Source organism: Streptomyces sp. NPDC057010 (genome assembly GCF_042673805.1).
Lineage (GTDB): Bacteria > Actinomycetota > Actinomycetes > Streptomycetales > Streptomycetaceae > Streptomyces.
On record NZ_JBHUSC010000002.1, the window covers coordinates 108,326 to 124,841 of the forward strand.

Annotated in this window: 18 protein-coding genes; 4 read left to right on the forward strand and 14 right to left on the reverse strand. The window is 71.8% G+C overall.

Annotated features, from left to right (window positions below):
• The first annotated feature begins 26 nt into the window (after positions 1 to 26).
• Positions 27 to 851, forward strand: a complete 825-nt coding sequence (locus ACFTXQ_RS03035; RefSeq protein WP_382635299.1) for a maleylpyruvate isomerase family mycothiol-dependent enzyme — start codon at positions 27 to 29, stop codon at positions 849 to 851.
• A gap of 13 nt (positions 852 to 864) precedes the next feature.
• Here ACFTXQ_RS03035 and ACFTXQ_RS03040 read toward each other — a convergent pair whose 3' ends face one another.
• The 12 genes from ACFTXQ_RS03040 to ACFTXQ_RS03095 form a co-directional block, all read right to left on the reverse strand.
• Positions 865 to 2,226 carry a nitrate/nitrite transporter gene (locus tag ACFTXQ_RS03040; RefSeq protein WP_382635301.1) on the reverse strand — a complete coding sequence of 454 codons (1,362 nt, stop codon included), beginning with the start codon at positions 2,224 to 2,226 and terminating at the stop codon, positions 865 to 867.
• Positions 2,223 to 2,876, reverse strand: a complete 654-nt coding sequence (locus ACFTXQ_RS03045; protein ID WP_382635303.1) for a GntR family transcriptional regulator — start codon at positions 2,874 to 2,876, stop codon at positions 2,223 to 2,225. The genes ACFTXQ_RS03040 and ACFTXQ_RS03045 overlap by 4 nt, the downstream gene beginning before the upstream one ends.
• Positions 2,877 to 2,918: 42 nt before the next feature.
• Positions 2,919 to 3,248, reverse strand: a complete 330-nt coding sequence (locus ACFTXQ_RS03050; RefSeq protein WP_382635305.1) for a protease inhibitor I42 family protein — start codon at positions 3,246 to 3,248, stop codon at positions 2,919 to 2,921.
• 10 nt (positions 3,249 to 3,258) lie between these two features.
• Complete coding sequence (locus ACFTXQ_RS03055; RefSeq protein ID WP_382635307.1) at positions 3,259 to 5,181, reverse strand: C1 family peptidase; 1,923 nt, start codon at positions 5,179 to 5,181, stop codon at positions 3,259 to 3,261.
• A 119-nt stretch (positions 5,182 to 5,300) separates the two neighbouring features.
• On the reverse strand, positions 5,301 to 6,131 hold the full coding sequence (locus ACFTXQ_RS03060) for a hypothetical protein (RefSeq protein ID WP_382635309.1): 831 nt from the start codon (positions 6,129 to 6,131) through the stop codon (positions 5,301 to 5,303).
• 363 nt (positions 6,132 to 6,494) lie between these two features.
• On the reverse strand, positions 6,495 to 6,866 hold the full coding sequence (locus ACFTXQ_RS03065) for a hypothetical protein (RefSeq protein WP_382635310.1): 372 nt from the start codon (positions 6,864 to 6,866) through the stop codon (positions 6,495 to 6,497).
• Between the two features lie 51 nt (positions 6,867 to 6,917).
• Positions 6,918 to 7,349 (reverse strand): glycine-rich domain-containing protein, encoded by a 432-nt coding sequence (locus ACFTXQ_RS03070; protein ID WP_382635773.1) that lies wholly within the window; start codon positions 7,347 to 7,349, stop codon positions 6,918 to 6,920.
• Between the two features lie 327 nt (positions 7,350 to 7,676).
• Entirely contained in the window at positions 7,677 to 8,507 is an 831-nt protein-coding gene (locus ACFTXQ_RS03075; protein WP_382635312.1) for a helix-turn-helix domain-containing protein, read from the reverse strand.
• On the reverse strand, positions 8,504 to 9,001 hold the full coding sequence (locus ACFTXQ_RS03080) for a DUF6879 family protein (RefSeq protein ID WP_382635314.1): 498 nt from the start codon (positions 8,999 to 9,001) through the stop codon (positions 8,504 to 8,506). Before ACFTXQ_RS03080 ends, ACFTXQ_RS03075 begins: the two co-directional genes overlap by 4 nt.
• Positions 8,985 to 9,191, reverse strand: coding sequence for a hypothetical protein (locus ACFTXQ_RS03085; RefSeq protein WP_382635315.1), 207 nt, complete (start codon positions 9,189 to 9,191; stop codon positions 8,985 to 8,987). Before ACFTXQ_RS03085 ends, ACFTXQ_RS03080 begins: the two co-directional genes overlap by 17 nt.
• A 151-nt stretch (positions 9,192 to 9,342) precedes the next feature.
• A complete protein-coding gene (locus ACFTXQ_RS03090; RefSeq protein ID WP_382635317.1) occupies positions 9,343 to 9,522 on the reverse strand; it encodes a DUF397 domain-containing protein in 180 nt (59 codons plus the stop codon).
• 4 nt (positions 9,523 to 9,526) lie between these two features.
• Positions 9,527 to 10,411, reverse strand: coding sequence for a helix-turn-helix domain-containing protein (locus ACFTXQ_RS03095; protein ID WP_382635319.1), 885 nt, complete (start codon positions 10,409 to 10,411; stop codon positions 9,527 to 9,529).
• A gap of 203 nt (positions 10,412 to 10,614) precedes the next feature.
• Here ACFTXQ_RS03095 and ACFTXQ_RS03100 point away from each other — a divergent pair, with 203 nt between their 5' ends.
• From ACFTXQ_RS03100 to ACFTXQ_RS03110, 3 genes are all read left to right on the forward strand, one after another.
• Positions 10,615 to 11,019 carry an ATP-binding protein gene (locus ACFTXQ_RS03100; RefSeq protein ID WP_382635321.1) on the forward strand — a complete coding sequence of 135 codons (405 nt, stop codon included), beginning with the start codon at positions 10,615 to 10,617 and terminating at the stop codon, positions 11,017 to 11,019.
• Positions 11,020 to 11,029: 10 nt separating this feature from the next.
• Complete coding sequence (locus ACFTXQ_RS03105; RefSeq protein WP_382635323.1) at positions 11,030 to 12,241, forward strand: DUF1266 domain-containing protein; 1,212 nt, start codon at positions 11,030 to 11,032, stop codon at positions 12,239 to 12,241.
• A gap of 64 nt (positions 12,242 to 12,305) precedes the next feature.
• Positions 12,306 to 12,716, forward strand: a complete 411-nt coding sequence (locus tag ACFTXQ_RS03110; protein WP_382635324.1) for a PPOX class F420-dependent oxidoreductase — start codon at positions 12,306 to 12,308, stop codon at positions 12,714 to 12,716.
• A 70-nt stretch (positions 12,717 to 12,786) separates the two neighbouring features.
• Here the strand turns inward: ACFTXQ_RS03110 and ACFTXQ_RS03115 are convergent, their stop codons facing one another.
• The gene (locus tag ACFTXQ_RS03115) at positions 12,787 to 15,540 is read right to left on the reverse strand and encodes a PKD domain-containing protein (protein WP_382635326.1); all 2,754 of its coding nucleotides are present in this window, start codon (positions 15,538 to 15,540) and stop codon (positions 12,787 to 12,789) included.
• 165 nt (positions 15,541 to 15,705) lie between these two features.
• Positions 15,706 to 16,470, reverse strand: a complete 765-nt coding sequence (locus tag ACFTXQ_RS03120) for a hypothetical protein (RefSeq protein WP_382635328.1) — start codon at positions 16,468 to 16,470, stop codon at positions 15,706 to 15,708.
• Between the last annotated feature and the right edge of the window lie 46 nt (positions 16,471 to 16,516).

Below are 16,516 nucleotides of genomic sequence, written 5' to 3' on the forward strand. Positions count from 1 at the left end.
CACTGAACAGCACGCGAGGGGTCCCGTTGACCGTCCATCCCAGCCTCCAGCCCTATGCCGACGCGTGGACGCATTCCATCGAGGCGATATCCGAGCTGGTCCTCCCGTTGCCGGAGGGCGAGTGGAACCGGGCCACGCCGTGCCCGGGATGGTCGGTCCGTGACGTCGTGTCACACATCATCGGCATCGAATGCGAGCAGCTCGGCGACCCGCGGCCGATCCACACCGTGGCGCGGGACCTGCGGCACGTGGTGGACGAGTTCAGCCGGTACATGGAGGTGCAGGTCGACGTACGGCGCCACCACACCGCGCCGGAGATGACCTCGGAGCTGGAGTACACCGTCATCCGGCGCTCGCGGCAGCTGCGGAACGAGAAGCGGGATCCGGCCACGCTGGTGCGGGGGCCGCTGGGCGACCAGGTGACGCTGGAGCACGCGCTGCGGCTGCGGGCGTTCGACGTGTGGATCCACGAGCAGGACCTGCGGGCGGCGCTGCGGGTGCCGGGGAACTGGGACTCGCCGGGGGCGTACGTGGCGCGGGACATCCTGCTGGCCGGGCTGCCGAAGGTGGTCGCGAAGCGGGCGGCTGCGCCCGCGAACTCGGCGGTGGTCATCGACGTGCACGGCCCGCTGGAGTTCATGCGGACGGTACGGGTGGACGCGGAGGGCCGCGGGACGCTGGACAAGGCGCCGTCGCTGGGGCCGGCGGTCTCGCTGACGCTGGACTGGGAGACGTACGTGCGCCTCGCGGCGGGTCGGGTCCGGCCGAACGCGGTGGCCGACCGCGTGAAGGTGGAGGGCGACGCGGAGCTGGCGGACGCCATCCTGGCCAACTTCGCGGTCACCCCCTAGTCCGACTTCGCGGTCACCCCCTTGTCCGGCTCCGCCGTAGCCCGCGCGGCGCGGGAGCGGGGCCGGAAAGCCCCGGTTCCGCGGCCTGCTGGGCGGGGATCGTGATCCGCGCCTGCGCCGCCGCCTCGCGGGCGAGGGCCCGTGGCCGCAGCCGCAGGATCTGGGCGATGCCGAGCGCCTCCAGGACGAACACCGTCGAGAAGGCGATGCGGTAGTCGTCGCCGGTGGCGTCCAGCAGGACGCCCACCGCCAGCAGCGTGGTCATGGAGGCCAGGAAGCCGCCCATGTTCGTGATCCCGGAGGCGGTGCCCTGCCGTTCGGCCGGGTTGGCGGGGCGGGCGAAGTCGAAGCCGATCATCGACGCCGGTCCGCAGCCGCCCAGGACCAGGCACAGGGTGACCAGCAGCCACATCGGCGCCCGGTCCCCCGGGTAGGCGAGGACGGAGCCCCACAGCAGCGCCGTCAGGCCCACGGTGCCCAGGGCCAGCGGGATACGCGAGGACTGGCGGCGGCCGACGATCTGGCCGTAGACCAGCCCGAGCGCCATGTTCGAGGCGACCACCAGGGTCAGCAGCCCGCCCGCGGTGCTCCGGGACAGCCCCTGCGCCTCGACGAGGAACGGCATGCCCCACAGCAGCAGGAACACCATCGCCGGGAACTGGGTGGTGAAGTGCACCCACAGGCCCAGCCGGGTGCCGGGCTCCGCCCAGGACTCCCGGATCTGGCGGCGCACGAAGCCCCCGCCCCCGCCGCCGCGCACCACCGGCGCGGGCTCGTGCCCCTCCGGGTGGTCGCGCAGGAACAGCACCAGCGGCACCAGCACGACCAGCCCCGCCGCAGCGCTGCCCGCGAAGGCCGGCACCCAGCCGACCTCGTGCAGTACGGGCGCCAGGACCAGCGTGGAGACGAGGTTGCCCGCCATCCCGACGAGCCCGGCCAGCTGCGCCATCAGCGGTCCGCGCCGCGCCGGGAACCAGCGGGTGCCGAGCCGCAGCACCGAGATGAAGGTCATCGCGTCGCCGCAGCCCAGCAGGGCCCGCGCCGCGAGGGCCATCCCGTACGAGGGCGAGAGCGCGAAGCCGAGCTGCCCGACGGTGAAGAGCACGGCGCCGAGCGTCAGCACCTTCTTCGTGCCGAGCCGGTCCACCATCAGGCCGACGGGGACCTGCATGCCCGCGTAGACCAGCAGCTGGAGCAGCGAGAAGGTGGCGAGCGCGGAGGCGTTGACGTGGAAGCGGTCGGCGGCGTCGAGCCCGGCCACGCCCAGGCTGGTACGGAAGATCACCGCGACGAAGTAGACGGCGACGCCGATGGCCCAGATGCCGAGTGCCCCGCGGCCGCCGGGCGGGTCCTTGGGGAGCAGGATCGCGCTCACCGGGCGTCACCGCGCATCAGGGTGCCGACCCGGCCCAGGTGCGCCCGTACGCTCGCGGCCGCCCGGTCGGCGTCGCCCGCCCGCAGCGCGGCGAGGATCTCCCGGTGCTCGGCGAGGTTCTGCGCGACGCGGTCGGGGTGGGCGTGCATGACGGCGACGCCCATCCGCAGCTGCCGGTCGCGCAGCTGGTCGTAGAGGCGCGAGAGGATCTGGTTGCCGGCGTGCCGGACGATCTCGGCGTGGAAGCAGCGGTCCTCTACCGCGAAGGCCGCCAGGTCGCCGCTGTCCGCGTGCCCCTCCTGGGCCCGCAGCAGCTCCTCCAGCCGTGCGAGCAGCGCGGCCGGCGCGGGGACGGCCCGGCGTACGGTGAACTCCTCGACCAGCAGCCGGGTCTCGACGACATCGGCGATCTCCTGCGCCGACACGGGCAGGACCAGCGCGCCCTTCTTGGGGTAGAGCCGGATCAGCCCCTCCGTCTCCAGGCGCAGCAGGGCCTCGCGCACCGGCGTGCGGGAGACGCCCACCGCCTCGGCGACCTCGCCCTCGGTGAGCAGCGTGCCGCCTTCGTAGCGGCGGTCGAGGACGCCCTGCTTGATGTGCCGGTAGACGCGGTCGGCGGCGGGTGGTGCGGGGGCTGGCTGGGCTGGCATGCGCACAGCATAGATACATGTCGGATACACCAGTGTCCCGTCTCAGCATCCGGGACCGCCGGAAATCGGGCCGGTGACGGTGACGTCGAGCACGAACTCGTCGTACGGGGCCTCCTGCGGGTAGGGCGGGCGGACCTGCGCGAAGCGGATCCGGGCCCGCCCGCCGGGCGCGCGGCCGCGCACCACGTAGGTCCGGTCGACGGTCGCGCCCGGCAGCGCCGGCCGGGCCGTGGGCGGCGGCCGCTCGGTGACCTCCACCGCGTCCTCGTCGCCCGTGACCCGCCAGGTCCACACGTAGCCGCGGGCCCCGCGCCCGGTGAGCCGCAGCTCGTACGGTTCGCCGGGGCCCAGGACCACGCTGCGCACCTCCACGGCACTCCTCTCAGGCCGGGCCGATCACCGCCCCCTCGTGCCAGCCCGCGCCGTCGCGCCAGTAGTGCTGGAGCAGGCGGTCGGTGCGCAGGACGACGACTTCCAGGTTGAACCCGAAACTGCCCTGGAGCATCCCGGTGACGGCCAGCACGTCGTGTCCGAAGACCGCGCTGCGGCTCCAGGCGGCGCCGCCCGCGTTGCCTCGCCACCAGTGCTCGACGCGGCCTCCCGCGACGGCCACGCACAGCTCGTAGTTCCCGGCGGTGTCCTCGTCCGCGGCCCCGTACTGCCCCTCGATCAGGCAGGGCGCGGAGACGGCCGCCGTGCCGCTGCCGAAGACCTCGCCGGGGCGCCAGGCGAAGCCGTTCGCGTCGTCGCGCCACCACAGCTGCATCCGGCCGTCGGTGCGGGCGGCGACGAGGTCGAGGTGGCGGCTGCGGGTCTGGACGAGGGCGGGGCCGTAGTGGGCGATGCCGGAGGCGAAGCGGCCGCCGTCGTTCCAGGTCCAGGGGGCGCCGTTGATCCGCCACCAGTGGTTCAGGCGGCCGTCGGCGGTGCGGACGACCACCTCGAAGTTGCCGGGCTTGCCGTAGTCGCTCTGGATGAACGCCGGGGTCGAGCCGACGGCCGCGTCGCCCCCGCCGAAGGCGCCGCCGTCGCGCCAGACGCCCGCGGACTGCTCGTAGTACCAGTGGCGCAGCCGGCCGCCGGTGGTCACGTGCAGGGACTCCATGTTCCGGTTGTAGGTGGTCCCGGTGAAGGCGGGCTGGCCGGATGCGTCGTTCGCGAAGGTGCCGGCGCGGGCCCACGCGAAGGGGGCGTCGCCCTCGCGCCACCAGTGCCGCAGGCTGCCCGCCCCGCCGGTGGCGAGGAGCTCGAAGTTGCGGTGGGCGCGGCCGTTGCCGCTCTCGTAGACGTTCCCGGTGTGCAGGCGGCGCTTGCTCCACGGGTCGATGTTGGTGCCGCGCAGGCCGCACTTGGCCCAGTAGTCGATGTTGACCTCGCCGTAGGCGATCCGGCCGTAGCCCCCGACGTGGTAGCCCGTGCCCCAGGAGTTCTTGAACAGCCAGCAGCCGGCCGCGTCGTCGTACCCGACGATCAGCACGCAGTGGCCGCCCGCGAGATGGTCGCTGGTGCGGTGGTAGACGCCGGCGCCCAGGCCGAAGAAGTCGTCGTAGACGTCGAAGCAGGCGGTGAGCGGGCCGACGGTGTCGAGCCAGACCTTCTGCTGCTCCACGTCGCCGAGGCGGACGTAGTCGGTGATGCGGACGGTGCGGCCCGAACGGTCCCAGCTGGGCGTGTACTCGGCGCGCCAGGCGTCGCGGCGGGAGGCCGGGAGGCCGGCGGGCGGGGTGCTGTACGGCCAGCAGTCCGGGTCGGCGAGGCCCCCGTTGGTCTTGATCCAGTCCAGGGCGGTCTCGGGGTTCGAGCCCTGTCCGCAGGTGAAGCGGAGCCCGTCGTGGACGTCCCCTTCGGAGCGTTCCGCCCAGACGTCGTGCTCTATGCGGGCCATGGACTCGACCAGGCCGGCGGCGCCGAAGGCCCAGCAGGAACCGCAGGGGTTCTGATCCTTGACCTTGGTGATCCAGGGCCAGCCCCAGCGGTTGCGCCAGTCGACGGCGGCGGGACGGGCCGCCGTGGGCGTGGGCGCGGTGGTCGCGTCCCGGCCGGTCGCGTCCCGGGTGGGCAGGAGGCCGTGTGCGGCCCTGCGCCGGGTCAGGTGCGGGTTGCCGCTCGCGTGCCCGATGAGGGAGCGCAGGTCGACCTCCCGTACCGCCTCGGCGGGCGTCAGGTTGGCGCCGGGCTCCAGGCCGAGCGAGGGCCGGGGCACCGGCTCCTCGTCGGCCAGGTGCTCGATGACCGACCACCGCGCCCCCTGCGCCACGAGCCGCGCCCGCAGCTCCCCCACCGTCTGGACAGACTCCTCCGGCATCGCGGCCCCCCAGCTGCAACCGTACGGATCCCAGCGCCCGAACCCGGGGAGCGTCCCCCCGGCGCCCACCCCCGTCAAGGGGGTCCGCGTGGTAGCGCGGGGGCACGGGGGGCTCGCGGCTACGGGACCGGCAGCGGGACCGGGAGGGGCGGGAGCGGCAGACCCAGCCCGGTCAGCAGGGCGACGAGCGCGGCGATCAGGCTCGTGACGACGTCGGTCGCCTTGCCCTTGGCGTCGGTGGAGCAGCCGCACGGCCCGGCGACCTTGGTGAGGCCGTCGAGGGCGGCCTTGAGCTTGTCGATGGCGTCCGTGACCGCGTCCATCCGGACGACGGCGGTACGCGAGGCCGGGCCGGCGGCGGCCGGGGCCGACACCGGCAGCGGGACCGGGACCGGGACCGGCGGCTTGACCGGCAGGGCGGGGGCGGGCGCCGGGAGGTCCACGGGGGGCTTGACCGGCAGGTCGGGGGCCGGCACCGGGAGGTCCACCGGTGGCTTGACCGGCAGGTCGGGGGCCGGCACCGGGAGGTCCACCGGTGGCTTGACCGGCAGGTCGGGGGCCGGCACCGGGAGGTCCACCGGTGGTTTGACCGGGAGGTCGGGGGCCGGCACCGGGAGCGGGAGCGCCGGGGTCGCCGGCAGTTTCTTCTTCAGGTCTTCGAGGGCCGCGTCGATCTTCGCCTTGAGGGCGTTCAGATCCGCCTCCGGGATCTTGCCGTCGACCGACTTGAGCACCGCCTCCAGCAGGTCGGTGACGGGCTTGAGCAGCCCGCCGAGCGCCCCCAGCGCCTGGACCTGGGCGAGCAGCGCCTCCGTACCGGGGACGGCCTTGCCGGCAACCGGGGCCGGCGGCTGCTCGGGGGCGTTGGTGGCGCTCGCGAGGCCGGGGGACGCGGCCAGCAGGGTCACGCAGAGGGCGGCGGGGACGGTGTAGCGGATGAAGCGGTGCAACGGATCTCTCCTGTCGGGTGTCCGGCGACGGGGAACGGGTGTGACATGGGACGTGTCCCCACCTACTCACCGACAGCCCGTCACCTCCCGCAACCCGAACCCCAGTTGGCCCGGCCCCGGACACGCCGCGCAACTGGCGTACGTACTCCCCTGACCTGCGCGGACATGTCACCCGGAAGTGATAGCCCGTCAAGTTGCCCCGAGGTGAGCCCGCGACTGCACCGGGCGCCCTCCCCGGTGCTGTCCGATCCCGTCGATGTACGCCCTGGCGGGCACCCCGGGGGGCCGAACGACCGCCCCAAACGACCGGCCTCGGCACCCCCCGAGGCGTCAGCGGCCTCCGCCGCTGACGCTGCGAGGTCCTCACGCCGAGTACCGCGACGGCCGCTCAGCCACCTGCTCAGGGCTGACGTCCTCCACCGTCATGTTCCCGGTCCAGAGCTGATCCCGATTGCAGTACCCACCCAGGCCGACCCGCCTACCACCACCGACCTTCCACACCGCCTGCGGAAGTCTGACGATCACGTCACTGCCGCAGATGAAGGCTCGGTTGGCCTGCGCCATGATCCACCGGGCATGCTCGGCCTCCCCCTCAGTCGGCCGGCACATGCTGCGCGCCATCTCCCACAACCGCCGCCACTCGACACCGGGAGTCAGCGGCCCGACCAGGGCAACCTCCCCCAGCCTCCGCTGATCAAGCGAGTGAGTCGCGTACCCGAAGACAACCCCGAACATTGCAAACACCACGACCCTCCCGCACCCGCACTCCACCGGTGGGTGCCCGGCTCAACAACAGCCGCCGTCACCACAGCATGCGGGCTGATTACAGTCGGCCGAGGTCCCCCACAACGCTTCGTCCACCGCAAACCCGGCAGCCTTGATCCGCTCCGCGACGGACACCATGAGCGGCCGCGTCCGGACCTTGGAGTTCGGCGCGTGGTGCACGAAATAGCCGAACTGTTCTTCGCACCACGTCGCGTACTCCTGGGTGTGGAGCATGAACGTGTGCCAGCCCGGGTCGACGATCTGCGAGGGGGCCATGTCGAAGGCCCGCCCGTCACCCATGACCTTGAGAAAGGCAAGGGCCTGATCCATCACCCGCCGCGCCACGGCCGGCTCCTGCCCGTACTCACCTGCGCAGAACACACACAGTTTCTCGAACAGCTCGGGACTCACAAGGTCCCTCCCGTGCTGCAAGGAGACTGGATTTTCCAGCATCGTCGTCACAGCAGATTCCTCTCTATCGACGGACGGGGCCGCTACCCGGGCATTCGTGGTGCCGGTAGACGGTGACCGCCGAGGCCGATGTGCGGTCGCCAGTTCCTCGGAGTACGAATTCCAGGGACTTGATGGGCCGTCGGCAGGCGCAGCATTCGTGCCCGGGTGCGTAGGTCAGGTACTCCCACATGTCCCGGTCGAAGCGCGGGGCTTTCGCCTTCGCCTTCGTTCTCGCCATGTCGCACCCCTCACGGTCGCTATCGCTCGGGGCCATCCTTCACCGCTCAGCAGCGGCCAACCGGGATCATGTGCGTCATGGACTAAAGATCACCGGAGGGCACTTGCGCAGGCCCGGAGAAAAGCCCGTGCGTCATCTCCGAACAGGGCCCGGGCCTCAAGGTGCGAGAACTCCTCAAGGTGGCTCATGACATCCCGCGGGTCTCGGAAGACCATGACCCCAGTGGACAGTTCGACCGTGGCGAGGCGGTCGTCGTACACGGTGAACGTGTTCAGCGGCGCGGGGCCGATCGGCACTGTCAGGGGAAGGACACCGAACCGCACGTTCGGCAGGTGCGTGAGCGAGGTCAGATGGTCGATCTGCACCGCGAGCGCGTCGGGACCGACGAGGGGCCAGCGGACGGCTTGCTCAGTGACTATGAACGTGAATCGCTTGGAGCGGTCGTAGAGGATCCGCTGTCGTTCCAGCTTCCTGGCGATCGTCTTGGAGTGATCACCTGAGATGTGCGCGAGGCTGGCCCTCACGTACTCCGGTGTCGAGAGCAGGCTGGTGATCATCGACAGGAGGAAGAACCGGATCTCGGTCGACGACGCTTCGAGGCCGGCCAGCTCCAGCTGCTTCTTGTCCAGTCCCTTGCGCCGCATCCCCCGCGCGCCTTGCCATTCCGTATTGGCCAGACGGGCCAGGATCATGACCTGCGCGACGAGTGTGGGGGGCGCGTCACAGGCCCGAAGGAGTTGTTCCACGTCCACGAGGGACGGGCGGACCTTCCCGTTCTCGATCCGGCTGACCTTCGACTGGGACATGTTGCAGCGGGCGGCGGCCCGGGCCCCTGACAGCCCGGACCGTTTGCGCACTGCCTTCAGCAGGGCCGCCAGCTCCTCCCCGGACCGGCCCAGATCCTCTGGTTCGACACTCACCTGGCGATGTACTCCAGGAAGGGCACAGACGCTGCTACGGCGATGCGCTGGTACTCGACGAACGGGGCAGGATCGCCCTCGTACAGTTCGCGACTGATCTGCTTGCCGTCCGGTTCGTAGTGCATGAGAACGATCGTGGAACGGTCGAACATCCAGAAGTCTTCGACGCTCGGCAGCGGGTTCGGTTGGTCGGTGATGTCGAGGATGCGGACGTCTTCCCCCGCCGAGGCCTGGTGCAGGTAGTACCGCTCGAACTCGAACCGCAGGTAGTCACTCAGCGGCTTGGTAACGATGTGCACGCGGCCGACATTGCGGGTGCGCACCATCTCCGTCCATGAGTCCTCGTACGGGCCGGGAAACCGGGCTCCGGCCTTGAAGGCGGCGAACTCCTTCGCTTCCTGCGGTACGAGGTACTGGGGCAAGGTCTCAAGCCGCCAGGCTTCCGTCTGGAAGGTCTTGAACTTCGCAGCCCAGTCCTCACCATCCAAGAGCACGGAATGCCTCCCTGAGCACTGCCTCGGGGATCTCGACGAGTCCCTCGCCGTGCGGCGGGGTGAAGGCTGCGGACAGGTCGCCCTGGACGATGAACGAGCCGGACGCAGTCCGGTAGACGTTTGGGCAGTCGCCCTGTCCGCACTCGCCGTTTCCGTTGCCTGTGAGTCGGGTCAGTTCCTCACGTGCCATGTGGAGCCCCCTCGATGTCAGGCCCCCGCTGGGCCTGATGACCATGACCGTACGGACGGACCGGCGCGGCCGTCCATGCGCGGACGCGACTATGCACGTCTTCGCATAAAGAGGGGGCACCGTGCCGTCCCGGTACCGTGCGGAGCTTCCGTCAGCGGGGCGCCCCGAGGAACGTCGCCCACGCGGTGTCGGTCATCCGGATGACCGGGCCGGCCGTCTGCTTGCTGTCCCGGACCGCCACCGTGCCGGGCACGTTCGTGGCCACTTCGACACACTCCGAGCTGGTCGCGTTACCGCTGAAGCTGGACTTCACGAACTCGAATTGGGTCATGTGACTACATACCTTTGCTGATGGCCTCGATCAGACTCACGGAGTCTCGTGGTGCAAGACTCAGCCGTGCCAGGCGGTCGAACAACCGGATATACGTCTCGTTCCCGTCCGCCCCCTCCATCCACACAGTAGACGCGACGCCCTCCGCGTATCCAACGTCCAGGGCCCCCGGCTCCGCGAAGGACATCAGGCTGAACGAACCGGCGAAGCCGGGGTGGGCCCCTACGCGGAACGGCAGCACCTGCACGTTGACGTTCGGCAGTCGGCACATCTCCCACAGGTGGCCGAGCTGCGCCCGCATCACGTCCGGACCGCCGGTTTCCTGGCGCAGGGCGCCCTCCCACACCACGGCATGGAACTCGAGCGGCTCGTCGCCCCACAGCCGTTCCTGCCGCTTCATCCGGGACGTCACCATCACCTCGATCTCGTCGGGGTGGGTCCACGAGTCGGAGCTGACCCCCAGCGCCCGGACGTAGTCCGCGGTCTGTAGCAGCCCCGGAATGAGCGCCAGCTGCCAGCTGCGGATGTGCGTGGCGACATCCTCCATGGCGACGTACTCGGCCAAGCCGCCCATCGTGGGCACGTGTTGCCACCAGCCCTTGGCTTTGCGGCGTTCCCGGTCCAGCCGGGCCAGGTCGAGCAGTCCGCTCACGAACCGCGCGTCCGTCACCCCGTAGAACTCGCACAGCACGCGGATGTCCGGGTCCCGCATGGGCACCCAGCCGCTCTCCATCTTCACGATCTTCGTCGACGTGGCGCTGATGTGCTGCGCCGCCTGGAGTTGCGTCCTGCCCGCCGCCGTACGCAACTTGTGCAGCTCACCGCCAAGTCGGCGCCCCAGCACCGTCGACGTCCGGTTGCCCTGGCCCTCACGTGTTCCACGGTTCACCGGCCCAGTCTCGCGCCCACGCGGCCCGGCGTCGACAACGTAATCCGTCTGGGGAAGATATTCCCCGAACCGCTTGCTCCCGCAGCTGGGACACCCCTACCGTCGGTGACGAACTGCTCACCGCGCAGCGGCAGTTGGCGGAAGTGCACCGGGCTGCCCACACGGCACCGGCATGCCACCGCCCGCACAGGAGGTGCAGAGCCATGGACGAGCCGATTCGGTACGACGTGCGGAACTACCCGCCCCGGCAGGACTCGGTGCCCGCGGCCCGGCGGCGGGCCGCCTGGCTGGCGGTGGCGTGGGGGCAGCCCGGGCTCGCGGCCGATGCGGCGCTGCTGACCAGCGAGCTCACCACCAACGCCGTGCTGCACGGGTCCGTCGAGGACCGGTACGTACGGGTCGAGCTGCGGCTCACGGGAGCAGTGCTCCGGATCGAGGTCACCGACCCGAAGGGAGAGCGGCGCCCGGAGCCGCGGATCGCCGCCGACGACGAGCAGTACGGCCGGGGGCTGCAGATCGTGGGGGCACTCTCGCAGCGGTGGGGGGCCTCGGAGCGGGTCGTCGGGAAGACCGTATGGGCCGAGCTGGCCGGCCGGGGGCCCCGTTAGGCTGCTCCGCATGCATGGCTGGATTGCGCCGAGCCCCATCGAGCGGGAGCTGTACGAGAGCAAAGCGCGCGGTGACTGGGCGGCGTACCTCGACGCCCTCGCGCGCGCCGAGCTGTTCATGCCCCAGCCCCGCGCCCTCGTCGACGCCGACCCGCGGTACGCCCGGTTCCTCCCGACCCCCGACGGCAGGAGCCTCGCCGTCTACACCCGCGGGATGCTCCCGGCGCCCACCCCCGACACCGTCTTCCTGCGCCAGAGCCTCGCCTGGTTCGCGAACGCCTGGGACCACCGCGACCCCGCCCACCTCGCCGTGAACCCCGGCAGCCCCGCCGAGGCCTACCTCACCACCACCCCCGCCGACCGCGCCCGCTGGCGCGCGCACTGGGACACGGTCACCACCTGGGGTCTGACCCCGAACGCCGTGCACGCCCTGCACACCGGCGGCCCCCTGCACGGGCCGGTGGCGCACGGACTCGCCGTCGGAGCGCACCTCGCCGTCAGCAACGGCGAGTTCTGGAACGCCCTCGCCTACCACGGCAGCGGCTACACCCGTGAACGCGACCGCATCCGGGAGTCGTGGGGCATCACGGACGCCGCGGGCTGGCTCGACGTCCTCCAGCGCATGCTCAACGCCGAGATCGTCAGCCCCGTCTGGGAGTTCGCGCTGCGCGTGCGCCGGATCCTCGTCTCCGACTTCGCCGGCCCGGTGGACGTGGAGCACTGGCGGCACGCCGCCGAGACCAGCCTGCGCCGCAGCGCGGAGCGCTCCGCCGAGCCGCAGCTCACCCCCGACGGGGTCACGGTCGCGCAGCCGCGCCCCACCGCCGAGGTCGAGGGCGAGATCACCGGCGTGCAGCGGCTCATCGGCCGTATCGCCCGCTACGAGCAGCGCTTCCGGGCGGACGGCCTGCTCCCCGCGGAAGGGTTCGTGCGCTCGGTCGAGGCCTGGGACATCGGGCGGGCCTCGCAGATGGCCCGGTGGGGCGTCGGCACCCGGTACGGGACCCTGGAGGACGCCGAGCGCGCCGTCCTGCGCGCGGGCGAGGCCGCACGCGGCACGTACCGCTCCTGGGAGGACTTCTCCGCCGGGTACCTCCTCGGCCGGTGCCTGCACTTCGACGAGGAGGAGTTCGGCGAGTGGTACGACACCTCCCTCGCCACCCACCTGACGCTGACGACCGACCCGGCCAGCCCGTGGCTCAACATCCCCTGGGCGACGTGACGAAGACGTGTCGGGCCTGACGCACTCCGGACGGAGTCTGTCGCCGCCAACTAGCCTGAGACGTATGTCTATTGAGCTGAACGAGACCGTACGAGGGCTCCTCGACGCCCCGCACCCCGCCGTGCTCTCCACCCTCAACCCCGACGGAAGTCCGCAGAGTTCGGTGGTCTGGGTGACCCGTGAGGGCGGGGACCTGCTGATCTCCACCGAGCAGGGCCGCCGCAAGGAGCGCAACATCGTCCGGGACGGGCGCGTCGGCCTGACCGTGTTCGACCTGGCCAACCCGTTCCTGTACGCCGAGATCCGCGGCAACGCCACCGTCAGCGAGGACGCCGGGCGGGCGGTCACCTCCCGCATCGCCGAGGAGTACCTGGGGCCGGAAGGCGCCAAGGAGTTCTCCAAGGCCCCGCCGGAGCAGGTCCGCGTGGTCGTCCGCATCACCCCGACCAAGGTCCTCGGCAACGCCGCCAAGTAGGACCGACGAGCCGGAGCCCCGGCCCCCGCGGTGTGCGGGAGCCGGGGCTCCGTGGTTCCGCCGGCTTCGGCTAGCCCTGGGTGAAGTACCCGAGCAGGTCCGTGATCACGTGCGTCGAACCGCCCCACGGGCCGTTGTAGACGCTGATCTTCCCGTCGTTGACCGGGGTCGTCACGTGGTTCGGGATGGTCAGACCCGGCAGCGTGTTCAGGCTGCTCGCCTCCGGGCGGGCCGACCCGAAACCGTACGCGGTCAGGTAGCCCGCGCCGGTGCTCTCGGTCGCCGTCAGGTTCAGCACCGCGCCCACCGCGCCGGCCGGCACGCCGGGCACCGTGGTGGTGGCGCCCGCGGCGAGCTTCCCGGTCGCGCGGGTGTCCGCGAGGCGCTTCGGCACGACCGGCGTGAACAGGGCCTTGCCGTCCTTGCCGTAGTAGCCGACCGCGTCCACGATCAGGTGCGCGGAACCGGAGTGGTTGTACAGGGTGATCGTGCCGTCCGCGCCGACCGGCACGATGGCCTGGTTCGACTTCGCCTTGCCGGGCTCCGGGTTCAGGTTCGACACCTCGGGGCGCTTCGCCGGATCCGGGTAGGCGGCCACGTACGAGAGGGACGTGGCGTCCGTGCTGGTCAGGTTCACCGCGACGGCCTTGGCATCCGCCGGGATGCCGGCCACCCCCGCGACCTTGACCGTACGGGTCGTGCCGCCGGCCACCGCGCCGCCCGTGTTGCGGGTGTCCACGAGCCGGGCCGGGGAGACGGGGCTGAACTTCTGGCCCGCGTTGGGCTGGTAGTAGCCGACGAAGTCGACGATCACCTCGGCCTGTCCGGCGTTGAGGTACAGCCAGACGTAGCCGTCCTTGTCGACGGGAACGGTCACCGTGTTGGACACGGTGCCACCCGCCCGGGCGTTCAGGTTCGAGGTCGTCGGGCTGTCCTGGCGGACCGGCGACACGTTGAGGAAGGCGTCCTGCGTGACACCGGTGAGGGTCACGTTGACGACCGCCGAGGCCATGGCCCCCGAGGTGACGTTGCCCGACGGGTGCAGGCCGACCGGCATGCGCACGGGGGTGGGCACGCCGCCGCGCAGTGTGCCGCCGTTGACGCGGCTGTCCTGCAGGCGGAACGGCGTGGTGGCCACGTACCCGGACTGCGCGTAGTCCACGCGCACGGTCTGGGTCTTCGTGGACGTGCCGCCCTTGACGTCCCGGAGCTTGACCGTGGCCTTGTACTCGCCCGGCTTCGCGTAGGTGTACTGGACGGTGCTGAGGCCGTCGCGCGCCTCGGTCGTGCCGTCACCCGGGAGCACCTCGATCCGCTCCACCGGCCACGGCGTCGCGGAGGCCGACGCGTCGAAGGCGACGGTGAGCGGGGGGAGGTGCTGGATCGGGTTGTCCGAGGTCGGCAGGACCGGTGTGGCGGTGAAGGCCGCCGTCAGCGGGCCCGCCGGGGTCGCCTTGGTCGGCTTCTCGGTGGAGACCGTCCGGCCGGCGCCGTTGACGGCCGTCACGTTGACCACGTAGTCGCCCGGCTTGGCGTAGACGTGCGTGGCGAGCCCGTGCGCGCCGCCGCCCTGCGGGGTGACGACCGGCGGCGTGCCGTCGCCGAAGTCGACGTGGTAGCTCATCGCGGTGGGCCACCGGCTGTCGGAGACGGCCTGCACCTCCACCGTGGTCCCGACCGGCGCCCAGGTCTGGTCGAGGTTCATCCAGACCTGGCTCAGGCCGTCCTGGGACTCCTGCGCGCCGCGGTCGATGAACCCGCCGTTCCTGCCGGTGTTGGGGACCCGCGGGTCGTCCGCGGTCGGGTCGCCCTCCAGGTCGCTGGGCAGTACGCCGGGGGCCGTCGGGTCGCCGGAGTCGATCGTGGGGGACCCGTCCATCGTGCCGACGTCCGCCGACGACGGGGTGATGATGTCGTGCGCGCCCTGGCCGGTGGCGGCCGAGAACGCCGCCGGGTCCCTGTAGGCGGCGCCCGCCCACCGGTACGGCGTCACCGGGTGCATGGGCATGTCGGTGATCAGGTTGTAGTCGGCGCGGGTGCCGGCCGTGGCGCTCGCCCCCACCGCGATGCCGTTGCTCGCGCCGGTGCACGCGGCGTTGTAGGCGGACTCGAGCAGGTTGTTGAACAGCGCGGCCCCGGTCGAGGTGCCGCTGACCGAGACCGACGCCTCGCAGCCGCCGTAGAGCGAGTTGTTGGTGACGGCGGTGTCGGGCGCGTCCACGACGGCGACCGCGGGCCGGCCGATGCCGGAGACCATGTTGCGGCCGAGCACGGTGCGCTGGGATCCGCCCTCGATCCGGACACCGGTCAGGCGGCTCCGGGTGATGCGCACGTCCCTGCTCCCGTCGGTCACCACGAGGGAGTCGAGCCTGCCCCTGCCGGCGCGGGACCGGTCGATCTCCACATCGGTGGAGTGGCTGACCTGGACGCCGCCCTGGGCGAACAGGCCGCGGAGCACCACGTGGGAGGCGTCCCTGACGGTCAGCAGCCTGCTCAGGTGCGTCAGGGGGTCGCCGCCCTCCACCGGGTCGACGACGAAGGAGATCGGATTGCCCGGTGCGCCGGAGCGGTCGATGGTGACCGCCTCGTCGTAGTACGCGCCCGCCTTGATCCGTACGGTCTGGCCCGGCTTCACCACGCCGGCCGCGGCCGAGACCGTGCAGTACGGGACGGCCTGCGTGCCGGCTCCGGTGTCGGAGCAGTTCGAGCCGTTCAGGTTGTTGACGTAGAGGCTGGTCGGGGTCTCGGCGGCCGCGGCGGCGGGCAGGCCGAGGAGGGTGACGAGGCCTGCGGTCAGCAGGACCGTCGTGCGGGTGGGACGCACCAGGAGGGTTTCCTTCGTGAAGAGACGACGTGGGGCCACGAAGGATGCTGCGGCGCCGCACGACCGGTGGACGTCCTGCTCCCCAGCGACAGTCGGGCGCACGCGACCCCCCGCGCACGGGCCTCATCATCCATGGTCCGAAACCCGATGTCACGCGGTATTGATCTACGGCAGCCGCGGCCGTACGACAGCCCACGCGTCGACCGCCGCCGCCAGGGGATCGGCGTCCCGGAGATGGGGGCGTACGGAGGCCAGGGAGGCGATCAGGACCTTGATGCGGCGCAGGTGCGCGATCCGGGGCAGCGGGAGGTCGCGCCAGCCGCGGGCCTCCGCGGTGGCCTCGGCCGGGGTCAGGTCGAACAGGTCCAGCACCTCCCGGCACAGGGCGGCCGGGTCGCCGCCGCGCTCGGGGCCGAACGTCCGGATCAGATAGGCGCGGGCGTGGGCCAGCTCGCTCCACCAGGCCAGCTCGTCCGTACCCTCCACCGCCGCGCAGCGGTGGGTCGCGGTCACCGCCACCCGGCCCCAGCGCAGCCGGATCCCCTCCGGCAGCCGGTCGTTCTGCATCCGTCCCCCGGCCAGGACACGCAGGGTCCGCGGCAGCGGCTCGTCCGCCAGCGGGGGGTCGGTGGCCAGCCAGTCCTCCAGCTCCTCCAGGGTGTGCCCGTCGGGCGGTACGGAGGTCAGGACCTGGCCGCGGGTGAGGAGGGCGACCACGGCGCCCGTGAGGTGGACCTTCGCCACGTGCCCGGCGTCGAAGGAGCCGACGCTGCGCCCGTACCACTCGATGCGGCGCAGCCCGACCCGCAGCTCCCCGGCCGCGAAGACCTGCCCGGCGCGGGCCACTCCGCCGACGCAGCGCACCACGCACACGCCGCCGGTGGCATCGGCTTCCTCGACGGAGTACACCTGCAATTCGGCGATGGACACCCCGCGCCCCCTTCTCCCCTGCCTCAGGCGGGAGGCTACCGCCCCG